Source organism: Mycobacterium sp. NPDC051804, assembly GCF_044452905.1.
Lineage (GTDB): Bacteria > Actinomycetota > Actinomycetes > Mycobacteriales > Mycobacteriaceae > Mycobacterium.
In genome coordinates this window covers 414,351-429,041 of the sequence record NZ_JBITCD010000004.1, presented here as the reverse complement: position 1 = coordinate 429,041, position 14,691 = coordinate 414,351, and the positions used below count along the sequence as shown (strand labels likewise).

The following is a 14,691-nucleotide window of genomic DNA, read 5'->3' as shown; positions in this document are numbered from 1 at the left end:
CCTACCGGTGCTTCTTGCCGGTGCGTCGGCGACGAACGATGAGCTTGTCGCTTGGCTTGTGGGACTTGCGGGTACGGCCTTCGGGCTTACCCCACGGGCTGACCGGGTGACGGCCGCCGGAGGTCTTGCCCTCACCGCCGCCGTGCGGGTGGTCGACCGGGTTCATCACGACACCACGGACGGTCGGGCGCTTGCCCTTCCACCGCATACGGCCGGCCTTACCCCAGTTGATGTTCGCCTGCTCGGCATTGCCGACCTCGCCGACGGTGGCGCGGCAGCGCACGTCGACGCGACGGATCTCACCGGACGGCATACGCAGCGAGGCGTAGGTGCCTTCCTTGCCCAGCAGCTGAATGCTCGCGCCGGCCGACCGCGCCATCTTGGCACCGCCACCGGGCCGCAGCTCCACAGCGTGGATGAGCGTGCCTGCCGGGATGTTGCGCAGCGGCAGATTGTTACCCGGCTTGATGTCGGCGTTGGCGCCGGACTCCACGATGTCGCCCTGCGAGAGTCCCTGCGGCGCAATGATGTAGCGCTTCTCGCCGTCCAGGAAGTGCAGCAGTGCGATGTTGGCGGTGCGGTTCGGGTCGTACTCGATGTGTGCGACCTTGGCGTTGACACCGTCCTTGTCGTTGCGACGGAAGTCGATCACGCGGTAGGCGCGCTTGTGCCCGCCGCCCTTGTGACGCGTGGTGATCCGACCGTGTGCGTTGCGGCCGCCCTTGCCGTGCAGCGGGCGAACCAGCGACTTCTCCGGATGGTCGCGAGTGATCTCGGCGAAATCGGAGACGCTGGCACCGCGACGACCCGGGGTCGTCGGCTTGTACTTGCGAATTCCCATGTTTCTCTAAGTCTCTCTGCTTATCCCCCGGCTATGCCGGTGCTCCGAACAGGTCGATCGGCTTACTGCCTGCCGCCAGCGTGACTATGGCGCGCTTGGTGTCCTTGCGCTTGCCGTAGCCGGCGCGGGTGCGCTTGCGCTTGCCCTGCCGATTGAGGGTGTTCACCGAGTCGACCTTCACCTTGAAGATCTTCTCGATCGCGATCTTGATCTGGGTCTTGTTCGAGTCGGGGTGCACGACGAACGTGTACACGTTCTCTTCGATGAGCCCGTAGGACTTCTCCGAGATCACCGGCGCCAAGATGATGTCGCGCGGATCAGTGACGGTAGCCATCAGGCCGACACCTCCTCGTCCTTGTTCGTGTGAGCAGAGATGTACGCGTCCAGCGCCTCCACGCTGAACACCACGTCGTCGGCCTTCAGCACGTCGTAGGTGTTCAACTGATCCGGCGAAAGCACATGCACGCCGGGCAGATTGCGAACGCTCTTGGCACCGGCCTCGTCGGTCCGGCCGATCACGATCAGCACCTTGTTGTTTTTGGCCGTGTTCTCGGTGACTAGCGTCGCCAGGAACGTCTTGGCGGCCTTGGTTGACGGAGCCTGCCCCTCGACGAGCTCGGTCACCGCATGGATACGGCCGTTGCGTGCCCGATCCGAGAGCGCCCCGCGCAGTGCGGCGGCGATCATCTTCTTCGGGGTCCGCTGGCTGTAGTCGCGCGGCTGAGGACCGTGCACCACGCCACCGCCGGTGAACTGAGGTGCACGCGTCGAACCCTGACGGGCGCGGCCGGTGCCCTTCTGCCGGTACGGCTTCTTGCCGCCACCGCGCACGTCGCCGCGCGTCTTGGTGGCGTGCGTGCCCTGACGCTTGGCTGCCAGCTGCGCCTCGACGACCTGATGCATCAGCGCGATGTTGGCCTCGACGTCGAACAGCGCGGCGGGCAGCTCGACAGAGCCGTCCTTCTTACCCGCGGGGGTGTGGACGTCGATCTTCAAATCTTTTGAGGTCTTGTCGGCCATTTACTTCTCGCCTCGCTTGATTGCACTGCGCACCATCACGAGTCCGCCGTTGCGGCCGGGAATGGCGCCCTTGATCAGCAGCACGCCGTTTTCGGCATCAACCTTGTGCACCAACAGATTCTGCGTGGTGACGCGGTCGCTACCCATGCGGCCTGACATGCGGGTGCCCTTGAAAACACGGCCGGGAGTGGCACATCCGCCGATGGAGCCCGGGCGACGGTGCACTGCCTGGGCGCCGTGGCTGGCGCCCTGGCCCTTGAAGCCGTGACGCTTCATGGTGCCCGCGAAACCCTTGCCCTTCGAGGTGCCCGTCACGTCGACGTAGGCGCCGTCGGCGAAGATCTCGGCGGTCAACTCCTGACCGAGCTCGTATTCGGCCGCAGCAGCCTCGTCGTCGAGCCGGAACTCGGCGATGTGGCGGCGCGGGTTCACGCCCGCAGCCGAGTACTGCCCTGTCACAGGCTTATTCACCTTGCGCGGGCTGATTTCGCCGTATGCAAGCTGCACCGCGCTGTAGCCGTCACGCTCCGGAGTGCGGATCATCGTGACGACGTTGGGGCCGGCCTTGACGACCGTCACCGGCACGACCCGGTTGTTCTCGTCGAACACCTGCGTCATGCCCAGCTTGGTGCCCAGAATGCTCTTTCTAGCCATTTCTCTTGGGTCTCCTACTGGATGTTGACGTCGACGCTGGCCGGCAGATCGATGCGCATGAGTGCGTCAACGGTCTTCGGCGTTGGGTCGAGGATGTCGATCAGCCGCTTGTGAGTACGCATCTCGAAGTGCTCCCGCGAGTCCTTGTACTTATGCGGGGACCGGATGACGCAATACACGTTCTTCTCGGTCGGCAGCGGCACTGGGCCGACCACGCTGGCGCCCGTCCGTGTGACCGTCTCAACGATCTTGCGCGCCGAGGCGTCAATTGCCTCGTGGTCGTAGGCCTTGAGCCTGATGCGGATCTTCTGTCCCGCCACGCTTCTCCTACCTCACTACTAACGGGCTCCCACGCTCGGGCGTGAAAAACCTGGGTCTGCTGCCACGCGCCGAGACCAACCCGATCGCGCGGCTATGCCGCCGCTGTTTACCTGTCTGTGGTTCACCGACCCCCGCGCTCGGGTGTGTCGCCCTCGCGCACGCTCTCTCACGTCGGAAATCCGTCGCGATCGAGGTTTGGACCGGACGCGCCCCTGGGGGCGCAGGTCGTATGCCCCCTGCCAGGCAGTCCCGAAGGGCGCCGTCCTGGCTCAAGGCAACCCGAACAGTATGCCCTAGATCTGGGCCTGCTCCAAATCCCTGGCCATGGGAAACCCGCTGGCCCGGCCGGTCCGCCGCCGAAGCTATCTTACTCTGGAGTAAGGTAGCCCGGCGGCCGTCTCCATTCAGCCGACATTGAAGTGGGCGAACTCGATCTGGATTCCGTCAGGGTCGACGAAGTCGAACATTGTTCCCAGGTCCCCGGCTACTTTCCGGATCTCCGATCGCGCGACACCGGAGGTATCAAGCCACCTTGCCCAGGCCAAAAGGTCATCCAAGGACTGCGCCTCGAGCGCGAAATGATCCAGACCGGTACGCACAGGGTCGAACTGTTCACCTGCGTTGCTCGAGTGCTGACACAGGTCGAACACGTGACCGCCCAGGCTCAGGATCGCCGCGCGCCCGGAAAAACGACGCTGGTCGTCACCCTCGGGGGTTTCCGCCACCAAGACATCAGCGCCGAGCACGTCGCAATAGAAACGAATGCTGCGCTCGAGGTCGGCCACCGAAATCCCGAAGTGATGCAGGCCGGCCAAGCGCGGACGAGCTGAATCGCCTTCCACGAGCTTCGATGGTGCCAGTTGCGGTACTGATACACGTTGTTTTGACCGTCGGCACCATCTGCTGAATCACGCCCGTCACACAGAACGACGTTTCGCAGACAAAGTCCGAGTAGAAGTCTGCAAAACGCCGACCGCTGCGACTGCTGCGACTCATGGCAAATATGTGCCGTGGCCTTCGCGGGTGCACCTGCTCGGAATCGGCGACTCCGGTCAGCTTGGCGGGTAGAAGTACTCGCGCCAGGACGTGATCTTGCCGTTCTTGACCTCGTAAGCACCCATGACGGGCCAGCTCGTCGGCTTGCCTTCCAGCATCCAGTGGTCGTGCGCTCCATCAACACGACATCTCCGTCGACCGCCAGGTGACGGATCTCGAGCTCGATGCATGTGCCGCGACCGAAGAACTGCTTCATCATCTTTCGGATCGAGTCGCGCCCGGACAGCTGTGGATAGGAGGGGCCGAGATAGAACTCGGCGTCCTCGGCGAAATGGCTGATGACCTCGTCGACATCGTTGCGCCCCCAGGCCGCCATTTCGGCACGAACGATCTCTTCTGCACTCATAGGTCCATGATCAGCCGCGAGACTGCGGACCGGGGCTAGATCTGCAGCAGTTCGTCCAGCGCCACCGGGAATTCGTCGGCGAGGTCCCAGACGTCCGAGACGAGATCCGGGCACGAGATCACGCCGATGCCCAGCCGGCCATTCAGCGACATCACCGTGACGTTGAGGCCCGCGCCGATCACGATGGGCCCGAACGGATATTGCGCAGTGATGGCACAGCCCAGAAAGTAGAGCGGCTGCTGCGGTCCCGGGACGTTCGACAGCACGAGATTGTGTATCGGCCGCTCCGGGAGCGGAATGTGGCGCGCCAACCGAACTACCGCGTTGAGCGCCGACCGGCCGAGAAACTCCGTCCAATCCTGAATGAGCGTCGGCGCCATCTCGTTGCCGTGACCCTTGGCGTGAGAGATGTTGCCGCAGATGGTTTCCAGCCGCTCGGCGACATCTTCGATGTCGGTGGCGAGCCGGCAGAACATCCACATCGTGTGATTGCGCCCAGGACGGTCCGCCTTGTTCCGCGTCGACATCGGCACCGTCGCCACCAAAGGGTGCTCGGGCAATTCGTCGCGATCGAGCAGGAACCGGCGCAGCGCACCCGCCGTCATCGCGACCACCACATCGTTGACGGTGATCCCGAATTTCTCCTTGACCTTCTTGACGTCCGCCAGGTTCACCTGAGTGAAAGCGATGTTCCGCCGGCTGGTGAACGGTGCGTTGAAGGCGGTGGCCGGAGCCGCGAACGGAGGCGCCATCGCCTCGCCGCTGACCGCGCGCTGCACGGTGTGCACCACCGTCCGTGCGGTGTCGGGGATCGCGGTCACCAGCCGCCACGGCCGACGCACCACGTCGGCGATTCCCGCGGCGGCCATCTCGATTCGCCCGGTGGCGGGCGGTCCGCTCACCGGCTCAGCCACGGGCACACCGCTGTCGAGGCCGCACAGCTGCATCAGCAGGTCGGCACCCCCGACGCCGTCGACCGCGGCGTGATGCGACTTCATCATCACCGCGATGGATTCGGCCTCGTCATAGCCCTCGATCACCCACATCTCCCACAGCGGACGTGACCGGTCCAGCGGCAGTGCGGCGATGTGACCGCAGATCTCGGCCAACTCGGTTCGACCACCGGGCCGTGGGAGTCCGATGCGATGAACATGGCGGTCGAGCCGGAAGTCCTGGTCTTCGACCCAGACCGGATTCGACGGATTCAGTTGGCTGTCAGCTAGTTTCAGACGGAAGTCGGGAGCGGCCGCGACTCGGGCATCCAGTGCGCCGACGAGCCGTTCGTACTGATAGCCCCCCGGCATCGCCGACGTATCCAGTTCGAGCAGACAACACACGTTCACCGGCTGCGTTGCCGACTCCAATTCGAGGAAAAATGCGTCGTACCCGCTGACCCGTTCCAATACCGCCACGATGCCCCCTCGGACGCGCCCGTGTTCTCGAGCGTCGGGGCGAAGGCTTCCCGTTGCGTCAAATATGTAAACGAGAATTCGGCGCGTCGCTGCATGTGCAAATTCAGATTTTCAACGCCGCCCAGAAGGTGCACCTGTGCGCCTGATCGAAACCGCTGATGACGCGATTACCGCCGGGCTGCAGCGACATTCGCTCGCCCTCGGGTCCGTCTAGCGATGGCCACCCCGAACCCGGCGAACCCGTCGATATGAATTCAACCCAATCGTCAATCATCTCGTCGGAGAGCCGCTGTTGCTCAGGGTTCAGCGGGGGCGCTCCGCCCACGTCGAACAAATAGCGCAGTTCCAGCGAATGGCCGGCGCCGACTGGGAACGGTGCGGCTGCCAGCGGCTCGGGCGCCGGCGCACCGCGGTCGGCGAACTCGGAGAAGTACACCGACTCTTCTGCTGACAACGAGTCCGCGAGACGGTCCGCCACGCAGGCGAAGGTGCCGTCGGTCACGGCGGCCGAATACGCCAGCGGCACACTTCCGCCGAACTGTTCCGGCGGATACTGCTGTGCGACGACGCCGGCATGTGCACTGCCGTATGCCTCCGAAAGCAATCCGAGATAGTCGGTCGCGCCGAACGCACGGCCGCGGATGTACTGCAGCGCGGCGAAAAGAGTGAACTCGTCGGCGGTCGTCCCGATCATCACCGGCACCTTGGCAGCTCGCCCCTGCGCGGCACCGGTCATCGGGTCGACCGGCAGAGCCTTCGTTCCCGTCACCGGTCCGCTCAACCGTTCGCTACCGATGCGTCCATAGAGCACTGGCCGCTGCAGTCGCTCCGGCGGAAGCGCGCGAAGGCAGGCCGCCGCTGTGGTCTTTTCAGCGCACCCCACCTCGGCGGCGTACTCCTCACTCGCGCGCTCCGCGGCGGGCAGGTCGTATTGCGCCTGGCACGGCCCACTTTGGATGATCGCGGCGCTGAAAAGGCCCGCCGAGGCGGGTGCGACGAGGTGGTCGCACACCGACATTCCCCCTGCCGACTCCCCCGCGATCGTCACCTTGTCCGGGTCGCCCCCGAATTCCGCGATGTTGTCGCGCACCCATCGCAGCGCGGCCTGCTGGTCAGCCAGGCCGTAGTTGCCGACATCACCGGCGGGGCCGAGCGCTGGGTGCGCGAGGAAGCCAAGCGTGCCCAACCGGTAGTTGATCGTGACGACGACCACGTCACCGCGGCTCGCCAGCCACCGCGAATCGTAGATGTCGCCGCTGCCGTTGATGAAGCTGCCGCCGTGAATCCACACCATCACGGGCCGTTTCTCCCCCGACGGCGGCGGTGTCCACACATTGAGCGTCAGGCAGTCCTCGCTGGTTGCGCGTTGGTCGATGTCATTGCTGACGTCCTGAACGCATCGCGGGCCGGCTTGCGTGGCATCGCGAAACCCGGTCCACTCGGCCGCAGGCGCGGGCGGCTGCCATCTCAGTTCCCCGACCGGCGGTGCAGCATAAGGGATTCCGGCGAACAGACGGTGGTCCACCGAGACGAGTCCGCGCACTGAACCCGATACGGTCTGCACCACTCCCGGATCGTCGGGCACAACGATGGCGGCCGATTGGCCGCGTGAACATCCCGCGAGCGCGGCGATGGCGATCAGCACTGTCGCGATGACCGAGATGACGTAGCCCCGACGGCGAACCTTTGAAACTGGCATCGGCCCCGAGACTACTGAGGGACCTCTCTTCCCTTGCGTGGCCTCCGTCACATAGACTCCGAACTTGACACCCGTCAAGTTCCGTCAGCCCCCGGAAATGAGGAGCCCGTATGAGCACGCCGACGATGGACGATGCCGCCCAAGTCTTCACCGACCCGACGGCGTATGCCGACGATGCTCGGCTGCACGCGGCGCTGACCCATCTGCGAGCGAACACTCCGGTGGCCTGGGTCGACAAGAACCCGTACCGGCCGTTCTGGGCGATCACCAAGCACGCCGACATCATGGCCATCGAGCGGGACAACAACCTCTTTCTGTCCGAGCCTCGGCCGCTGCTGGTCACCGCAGAAGCTGACGACTTCGGGAAGCAGCAACTCGAGGCGGGCACCGGACTGCGCACCCTCATCCACATGGACGATCCGCATCACCGCAAGGTGCGCACCATCGGCGCGGACTGGTTTCGTCCCAAGGCCATGCGCGATCTCAAGGTCAGCGTCGACGCGCTGGCCAAGCGGTATGTCGACCGGATGCGCGATATCGGTCCCGAATGTGACTTCGTCACCGAGATCGCTGTCAACTTTCCGCTCTACGTGATCATGTCGCTGCTCGGCCTGCCCGAGGAGGATTTCCCGCGCATGCATCAGCTCACACAGGAGATGTTCGGCGGCGACGACGAGGAGTACAACAAGCGCGGCAAGTCGCCGGAAGAGCAGCTGGCGATTCTCGTCGACTTCTTCACCTACTTCGCGCAGCTGACCGCGTCTCGTCGCGAAAATCCGACCGCCGACCTGGCATCGGCGATCGCCAACGGTCGCATCGACGGTGAGCCGCTGTCCGACGTCGACACCGCGTCCTACTACGTGATCGTCGCCAGCGCAGGCCACGACACCACCAAGGACGCGATCTCCGGCGGGCTGCTCGCGCTGATCGAGAACCCCGGCGAATTGGAGCGTCTGCGCAAGGACCACAGCCTCATGGGCACCGCGGTGGAGGAGATGATCCGGTGGACGACGCCGGTCAAGGAGTTCATGCGCACCGCGGCCGAGGACACCGAGATCCGTGGCGTTCCCATCGCCAAGGGCGAATCCGTCTATCTGGCTTACGTTTCCGGCAACCGAGACGAAGACGTCTTCGACGAGCCGTTCCGGTTCGACGTCGGCCGCGACCCCAACAAGCACGTCGCGTTCGGATACGGCGTGCATTTCTGCCTCGGTGCCGCGTTGGCACGGATGGAGATGAACAGCCTGTTCTCCGAGTTGATCCCCCGGCTGGATTCCATCGAACTCGCGGGCGAGCCGGAGCTTGCGGCGACCACGTTCGTCGGCGGGCTCAAGCACCTGCCGATCCGTTACTCCCTGCGCTGACGGGCATGCGTTGCCAGGAAGCCGTCGACGGCGGCCTCGGCACACGCACGGTAGTCGAAATCGGCGACGGTACTGAGCCTTCCGAGGATGAGCGGACCGATCAGCAGTGCGATCGCCTGAATGCGGTCGGGCACCTCGATCTCGGCGTCCGCCTGCGGGCTGTCGAAGACGGCATCGAAGGGCACCGAGTAGAGCTGGATGATGCGGGCTCGCAGTGGGCCTGCTGAGTCCGAATCCGCTTGGCGTACTTCGGAATAGTCACCGGCATCGGGTCCTGACGCCAGCCACGTCAATGCGGTGAGCATGGCGGGCACCTCAGCGATGGCGTCGATCCAACCCTCCACCACCACGAGCAGCTGCTCGCGCAGGCCGCCTTCGGGCGGTGGCATCGGCGCGGGCTCCAGCAGGCTCATGAAAGCCGCGCCAACGAGGTCGTTGGCGCTGGGGAAATGGCGATAGAGCGTGGCCCTGGCGACGTTCGCGCTGCGGGTGACCGCATCGATCGTCACCGCACTAGGACCGCCCGTGCGCAACAGGGTGGTCGCGGCCTCGAGCAATCGAGCCCGAGACCGGGCGGGTCGCGGGTCCGTGCTCCCCTGACCCGCGTCGGTGGGAACGGCCACTGTTTGCACCACCTCCTCAGTGGGAACAAGACTGTTGGTCTTGCTACGAGACTGTTAGTCTCGAAAATATCTCCGCGGAAGGGAGCGATCCATGGTCGACACCCTCACCCGGCCTGACCAGATTATCGACGCGAACCTGGCGACCCTGTCCAAGTTCGGGCGCTTCTGGTTGCTCACAGTCGCCGCACTCGACGTGCTGCTGGTCATCTCCTCGATGGTCGCGCTCAACGCGGCGCTGCCCGACCTTGCGGTGGACACCGCCGCGACACAGACCCAACTCACCTGGATCGTGGACGGCTACACGCTGGTGCTGGCCTGCCTGCTCTTGCCTGCCGGTGCGATCGGTGACCGGTACGGGCGAAGGGGTGCGCTGGTCGCAGGGTTGGCGATCTTCGCGGTGTCCTCGATCGCTCCGGTGTTCTTCGACAGTCCGGTCCAAATCATCCTCGCCCGCGCGGTCGCAGGCGTCGGGGCGGCGTTCATCATGCCCGCAACGCTGTCCCTGTTGACCGCGGCGTTCCCGAAAGCGGAGCGCAACAAGGCCGTTGGCATCTGGGCCGGGGTCGCTAGCTCGGGCGCGATCGTCGGCTTCATGGGCACCGGGCTGCTCCTGCAGTTCTTCTCCTGGGAGTCGATCTTCTACGCGTTCACCGCGTCGGCGGTCGTTCTGATGGTCTGCACCTTCACGATTCGGTCGTCACGCGACGACACCGCAACGCCGATCGACAGCATCGGTGCAGTGCTGATCGGTTCGGCCGTCGCGGTTTTCGTGTTCGGTGTGGTGGAAGCGCCGGTACGCGGTTGGTCGCATCCGCTCGTGTGGGGTTGTATGGCGGCCGGTGTCGTGCTGGCCGCGGCCTTCGCTGCGGTGGAACTGCGCCGCCGCCATCCCCTACTCGACGTCCGCCTGTTCAGCAGGCCTGACTTCGCCACCGGATCGATCGGCATCACCATTCTGTTCTTCGCCAACTTCGGATTCTTCTTCATCGAGATGCAGTACTTGCAACTGGTTCTCGGTTACACCCCGCTGCAGACCGCATTCGCTCTCGCGCCGCTCGCGGTGCCGATCATGATCCTTGGCACGACGATGCATCTTTATCTGCCGAAGGTTGGGCTTCGCACCGCCGTCGCACTCGGCTTGTTCCTCATCGGGCTGGGCCTGTTCCTGATGCGCTACCTCGACGCCGGGTCGTCTTACCTCGATATCGTGTGGCCGATGCTGGTCACCAGTGCCGGCATCGGGTTGTGCGTCGCGCCGACCACCTCCGCGATCATGAACGCCGTACCGACCGAGAAGCAAGGCGTCGCATCGGCGGTCAACGACACCACGCGCGAGGTGGGCGCTGCCGTCGGCATCGCGGTCGCCGGTTCGGTGTTGGCGGCGCAGTACGGCACCGTGCTTTCGCCGACGTTGGCCGACTTCCCTGAGCAGATACGCACCGGAGCCCTTGAATCCCTTGCCAATGCGCTCGCGATTGCTGAGCAGATGGGCCCGCAGGGCGCACATCTGGCCGACCTCGCCACCGCGGCGTTCATCGACTCGATGAGCCTGGCGCTGCTCGTACTGGCGATTGTGCTGGCGCTCGCCTCGGCGTTCGTCGCGATCTGGGCCCCCGGCCGCGACGGGAGACAGTCTGGCCTCGCGCGCCGGATCACCGCCAATTCAGACGATGAACTCGGCGGCCCGGTGGCCGAGCATGACGGTAGTGGCGTGCGGGCCGCGGCTGGTGATCGCGGGAAGCACCGAGCCGTCGACCACCCATAGCCCGTCGACGCCATGCACCCGGCACCGAGCGTCCACGACTGCCGTCGCGTTATCATCGGGTCCCATCGGCGCGGTGCCGCAAAGATGTTGCGACGTCGACCACGAGGCCACGTCGGATTGTGCATGGGCACCGGCGAGTTCCCGCGCAAGCTCCGCACCGGCGCGCAGCGCGTCGACATCCGCGGGTTCACTGTCGTACCGATGCTCGATGGCGGGACTGACGTCCGGGTCCGCTGACACCAGCCAGACTCTGCCTCGCGATCTCGGTTGCATCAGGGCGACGCCGATGTGCGGGTGATCGGCCGGGTCGTCGCGACGGCCACTCACCATCGCCCCGAAACCCGCGGTGTAAGGACGGATTTCGAGTCCGTCGTCGGTGGTCAGCACCGCTTCCAACGGCGGCAGTCCGTGCGTTTCGGCCCAGTCGACTGGGAGTACCCACTCCGGATGGTCCGTCGTTGCGACGCCCACCGGCAGATCAGCCACCACCGGCACACCCGCGGTGCTCAGGGTCTGATGTGGACCGATACCGGACAACATCAGCAGATGCGCCGATCCGATCGCACCGGCAGACAACACGATTCGGTCCGCGGTCAGGTCGACGGGGCCGTCGGTTCCGACGCATTGCACGCCGACCGCGCGACCATCGACGATCCGGATGCGCAGCACCTTGGTGTCGGTCACGACCGTGAGGCCGGGCCGATCCATCGCGGGCTTGAGGAAGGCCCCGCCCGGACCGACGCGGGTTCCCCCGTTGATGTTCAGCGGGACCCGGCCGACACCCGGCGGCAACGGCGCTTCCGGCGTCGACCCGTTCAGATCGTCCACCCGCTGATACCCTGCCGTCGCGGCGGCATCGACGAAAGTCGCGGTGCAGCCGTCGAATTCGGCGACTCGCTGAACCTGGATGGGGCCGTCGCGACCATGCAGCGGACCGTCGAAGTCGAGGTCGGTCTCGATGGCCAGGAAGTGCGGGAGCACGTCGGACCACGCCCACCCGGGCAGCCCCCAGCCGTCGAAGTCCGACGGCAACCCACGGCAGAAGTAACCACCGTTGACGGCCCCCGATCCGCCGACCACCGCACCCCGCATGATCTGGGCGTGCCGCTCGGGATCGCCGGTGAGTGTCGTCGGATACCGTCGCACCACCGAGCTGGCGGCGCCGATCGGCAGGCGCAGGCCGTCGGTGATCTGGGTGAGAACCGAGGGATCCGATGGGCCGGGACCCGCTTCGACGATTGTGACCCGGCGACCCGGGTCGGCCGAAAGCCGTTCCGCCAATACAGATCCAGCGCTACCGGCGCCGACGATCAGCACATCGCTGTGCAAGGCGGACTTCAGGTCCTGATCTGCGGCTTGAGTGCGCCGACGTGGCGTTCGCGCACGACGCCGGTCCACAGTCCCGCGCCGTAGGCCATGTCGTCGAGCCGCTTGAGGAAGATGTAAGTGAGCAGACCGACCGGTTTCGTGTCGTCGTCACCGTTGCCGTTGCGGGTGATCCAGTCCACGACCCCGTCGACGATGGCCGCCACCAACACCACTTGGCGGCATCGTCGCGACAGCAGTGCCGCGACGAACGCCACGGGCCAGTAGTGGCGGCAGATGGCTGACGCCAGCTGTAGCGCCGCGGACCACAGTCCGTGGGCGGCCACCACGGCGACTTCCTTGGGCTCGGTCTCCACGGTGGACAGCGACCGAGCAATCCGGCGCCCGGTGATCGCGGCGACGACCATCGAGGCCAAGTACCCGATACCCGAGCCCATCGCCATCAGCATCCACGCGACCAGCGTCCATCCCGAGATGACGAGTGGTGCCGTCTTGCCCGGATGGCGGACCGACAGCGGGGCCGCTGATTCTCCGTAGAAAGACTTGCGCGAGAGCCATTCTCGCAGTTGGGTGCGGTGATCGTGACCAACGAGCGCGACGGGCTCGTAGCGCAGCCGGGCGCCGGCCTCGATCAACCGCCAGCACAGGTCGACGTCCTCGCCGGACTTGAGGGTCTCGTCGAAGCCACCCAACTCCTTGAGCACGGTGCCGCGGCAGATGATCGCGGCACTGGGTACATACGCGACGGTTCCGAAGGGCACGACGGGCGCTTCGCGCATACCGAGGTCGAGTGAGGACCTCACGGCCTCGTAACGGGCCACCAGGTTCTCGGGCTCGCGCAGGCCGATGATCCGCGGCGCGACCAGCGCCACCGCGGGATCGCAGAAATGCCCGAGCAGCGCCTCCAGCCACCCGCGCCGCGGCACCACGTCAGAGTCGAGAAACGCGATGTAGTCGGTGTGGCATGCCGCCAAGCCGGTATTTCTGGCCGCCGCAGGACCCTTGCTTCGGTCGTGCCGCAGGATCTGCACATCGCTGTACATCTGCGCGAAGTCGGCCTGCTGAACCGGGGTCGCCGACCCGTCGTCGACCACGATGATCCGCATGCCACGAAGAGCCGCGACCAGCCGGCGTAGACCAGAGATATTGTCCCGCACGGGAATAACAACCGTGACATCGCGATGCGACGGTCCGGTCGCAGGCCGCGGATGCGCCACCGTCGCGTCCAGCAGTGTCCGCGCCAGCTGTGCGCTGACCGCGTCGTGCACCTCGAGCCGCCCGCCGGCGAGCATCGTCTGAGCGGCGGGCGCCAACCGCAGCAACCGGGTGGGTGAACCCCCCAGCAACGCGGATCCCTCGCCGAGGACCTTCACCCGGCGGTCCACCTGAACGGCGAACCCGTCGGGTAGACGTGGTCCGGTCATGTCAGCATCCCGTTCCGGTCAGGCGTCCATCGAGTCACGCGCTGCAAACATCCGTCGACCATCTCGGCGAAGATGCGCGCGCCCTCCTCAGCGGTAGCGGTGGTGGGATCACCGAGGATACCCACTTCGCTGACCGCGGCGATCCCTCCTTGGCGCATTGCGGGCATCAACTGCCCCAGCGGGGCGCTGTTACCCGGAACCAGCTCGTCGATGCAGACGTCGGCAGGCGAAATATGTAGCAATACAGAGGTTTCGGTATGCCCAGCGTGGGCGTCGGCGTTCTCTGCGCTGCAGGAACACCAGCCCACGTCGCGGCCCTCGTATCGCAACAATGCCGCGGCCGTGGCCAGCGCTTCCACGTTGCCGCCGTGCCCGTTGACGAAGACGAGGCGCGACGCCCACCGCGATGCCGACCGGCCGAACTCCACCAGCAAGAGCCGCAGGGCGGACGTGCCGATCGAGACCGTGCCGCTGAACTCCTCGTGCTCGCCGCTGGCGCCGTATCCGATGGCGGGAGCCACCATCCATGTCGAGCTATCGGCGGACGCGAGCTGGTCTGCGAGATCGCGCGAGACGGCGCTCGCGATGCGGGTGTCGGTGTCAAGCGGCAGGTGAGGCCCATGCTGCTCAGTGGAGCCGACAGGGATGATCAATGCTGATGGCGTGCTCTGCAGCTGTCGCGACGTTGCGTTCGCGAGCTCGCTTCCATAGGGCACAGGCCGATGGTAGGCCGAATTCACCTGGTGTGCGCCAATTGTTGGCGCATGCGCAGCAATTGATTTCCAGAAATTTGCGCGAGCGACAGCGAGGCATTCACGTCAGCCCCCTGAGCCACGCCTG

General features: G+C 65.5%; 15 protein-coding genes and 1 pseudogene. 2 read left to right on the top strand and 14 right to left on the bottom strand.

Annotation, left to right across the window (positions count from 1 at the left end; genetic code table 11):
- Position 1: 1 nt before the first annotated feature.
- The 10 genes and pseudogenes from rplB to ACIA48_RS17460 all read right to left on the bottom strand — a co-directional run bounded on the left by rplB (position 2) and on the right by ACIA48_RS17460 (position 7,349).
- Positions 2 to 841, bottom strand: a complete 840-nt coding sequence (gene rplB / locus ACIA48_RS17505) for a 50S ribosomal protein L2 (protein WP_396733964.1) — start codon at positions 839 to 841, stop codon at positions 2 to 4.
- A gap of 31 nt (positions 842 to 872) precedes the next feature.
- Entirely contained in the window at positions 873 to 1,175 is a 303-nt protein-coding gene (rplW, locus tag ACIA48_RS17500; RefSeq protein ID WP_014209146.1) for a 50S ribosomal protein L23, read from the bottom strand.
- Entirely contained in the window at positions 1,175 to 1,861 is a 687-nt protein-coding gene (rplD, locus tag ACIA48_RS17495; protein WP_396733961.1) for a 50S ribosomal protein L4, read from the bottom strand. Before rplD ends, rplW begins: the two co-directional genes overlap by 1 nt.
- Positions 1,862 to 2,515: a 50S ribosomal protein L3 gene (gene rplC, locus ACIA48_RS17490; RefSeq protein ID WP_278219503.1), complete on the bottom strand. Its 654-nt coding sequence runs from the start codon at positions 2,513 to 2,515 to the stop codon at positions 1,862 to 1,864.
- A 14-nt stretch (positions 2,516 to 2,529) separates the two neighbouring features.
- Complete coding sequence (gene rpsJ / locus ACIA48_RS17485; RefSeq protein ID WP_003883485.1) at positions 2,530 to 2,835, bottom strand: 30S ribosomal protein S10; 306 nt, start codon at positions 2,833 to 2,835, stop codon at positions 2,530 to 2,532.
- Between the two features lie 405 nt (positions 2,836 to 3,240).
- The gene (locus ACIA48_RS17480) at positions 3,241 to 3,678 is read right to left on the bottom strand and encodes a VOC family protein (RefSeq protein WP_396733903.1); all 438 of its coding nucleotides are present in this window, start codon (positions 3,676 to 3,678) and stop codon (positions 3,241 to 3,243) included.
- Positions 3,679 to 3,888: 210 nt separating this feature from the next.
- Entirely contained in the window at positions 3,889 to 3,990 is a 102-nt protein-coding gene (locus tag ACIA48_RS17475; RefSeq protein ID WP_396733900.1) for a limonene-1,2-epoxide hydrolase family protein, read from the bottom strand.
- Positions 3,991 to 4,031: 41 nt separating this feature from the next.
- Positions 4,032 to 4,208: pseudogene (locus tag ACIA48_RS17470) on the bottom strand (nuclear transport factor 2 family protein); the annotation flags it as partial.
- A gap of 65 nt (positions 4,209 to 4,273) precedes the next feature.
- A complete protein-coding gene (locus tag ACIA48_RS17465; RefSeq protein WP_396735057.1) occupies positions 4,274 to 5,641 on the bottom strand; it encodes a wax ester/triacylglycerol synthase family O-acyltransferase in 1,368 nt (455 codons plus the stop codon).
- A 112-nt stretch (positions 5,642 to 5,753) separates the two neighbouring features.
- Positions 5,754 to 7,349, bottom strand: coding sequence for a carboxylesterase/lipase family protein (locus ACIA48_RS17460; protein ID WP_396733897.1), 1,596 nt, complete (start codon positions 7,347 to 7,349; stop codon positions 5,754 to 5,756).
- Positions 7,350 to 7,459: 110 nt separating this feature from the next.
- On the opposite strand from ACIA48_RS17460, the gene ACIA48_RS17455 reads away from it, so the two are divergent.
- Positions 7,460 to 8,713 carry a cytochrome P450 gene (locus tag ACIA48_RS17455; RefSeq protein ID WP_396733894.1) on the top strand — a complete coding sequence of 418 codons (1,254 nt, stop codon included), beginning with the start codon at positions 7,460 to 7,462 and terminating at the stop codon, positions 8,711 to 8,713.
- On the opposite strand, the gene ACIA48_RS17450 is transcribed toward ACIA48_RS17455, so the two are convergent.
- The gene (locus ACIA48_RS17450) at positions 8,698 to 9,336 is read right to left on the bottom strand and encodes a TetR/AcrR family transcriptional regulator (RefSeq protein WP_396733891.1); all 639 of its coding nucleotides are present in this window, start codon (positions 9,334 to 9,336) and stop codon (positions 8,698 to 8,700) included. The two genes, ACIA48_RS17455 and ACIA48_RS17450, sit on opposite strands and share 16 nt — an antisense overlap.
- Positions 9,337 to 9,427: 91 nt before the next feature.
- Between ACIA48_RS17450 and ACIA48_RS17445 the strand changes: the two genes are divergently transcribed.
- On the top strand, positions 9,428 to 11,101 hold the full coding sequence (locus tag ACIA48_RS17445; RefSeq protein ID WP_396733888.1) for an MFS transporter: 1,674 nt from the start codon (positions 9,428 to 9,430) through the stop codon (positions 11,099 to 11,101).
- On the opposite strand, the gene mftG is transcribed toward ACIA48_RS17445, so the two are convergent.
- From mftG to mftE, 3 genes are read right to left on the bottom strand one after another with little or no spacing between them, the layout of a single operon-like run.
- Positions 11,000 to 12,430, bottom strand: coding sequence for a mycofactocin system GMC family oxidoreductase MftG (gene mftG / locus ACIA48_RS17440; protein WP_396733885.1), 1,431 nt, complete (start codon positions 12,428 to 12,430; stop codon positions 11,000 to 11,002). The genes ACIA48_RS17445 and mftG overlap by 102 nt on opposite strands.
- Before the next feature lie 8 nt (positions 12,431 to 12,438).
- On the bottom strand, positions 12,439 to 13,851 hold the full coding sequence (gene mftF, locus ACIA48_RS17435) for a mycofactocin biosynthesis glycosyltransferase MftF (RefSeq protein WP_396733882.1): 1,413 nt from the start codon (positions 13,849 to 13,851) through the stop codon (positions 12,439 to 12,441).
- A complete protein-coding gene (gene mftE / locus ACIA48_RS17430) occupies positions 13,848 to 14,591 on the bottom strand; it encodes a mycofactocin biosynthesis peptidyl-dipeptidase MftE (protein WP_396733879.1) in 744 nt (247 codons plus the stop codon). The genes mftF and mftE overlap by 4 nt, the downstream gene beginning before the upstream one ends.
- Positions 14,592 to 14,691 lie beyond the last annotated feature (100 nt).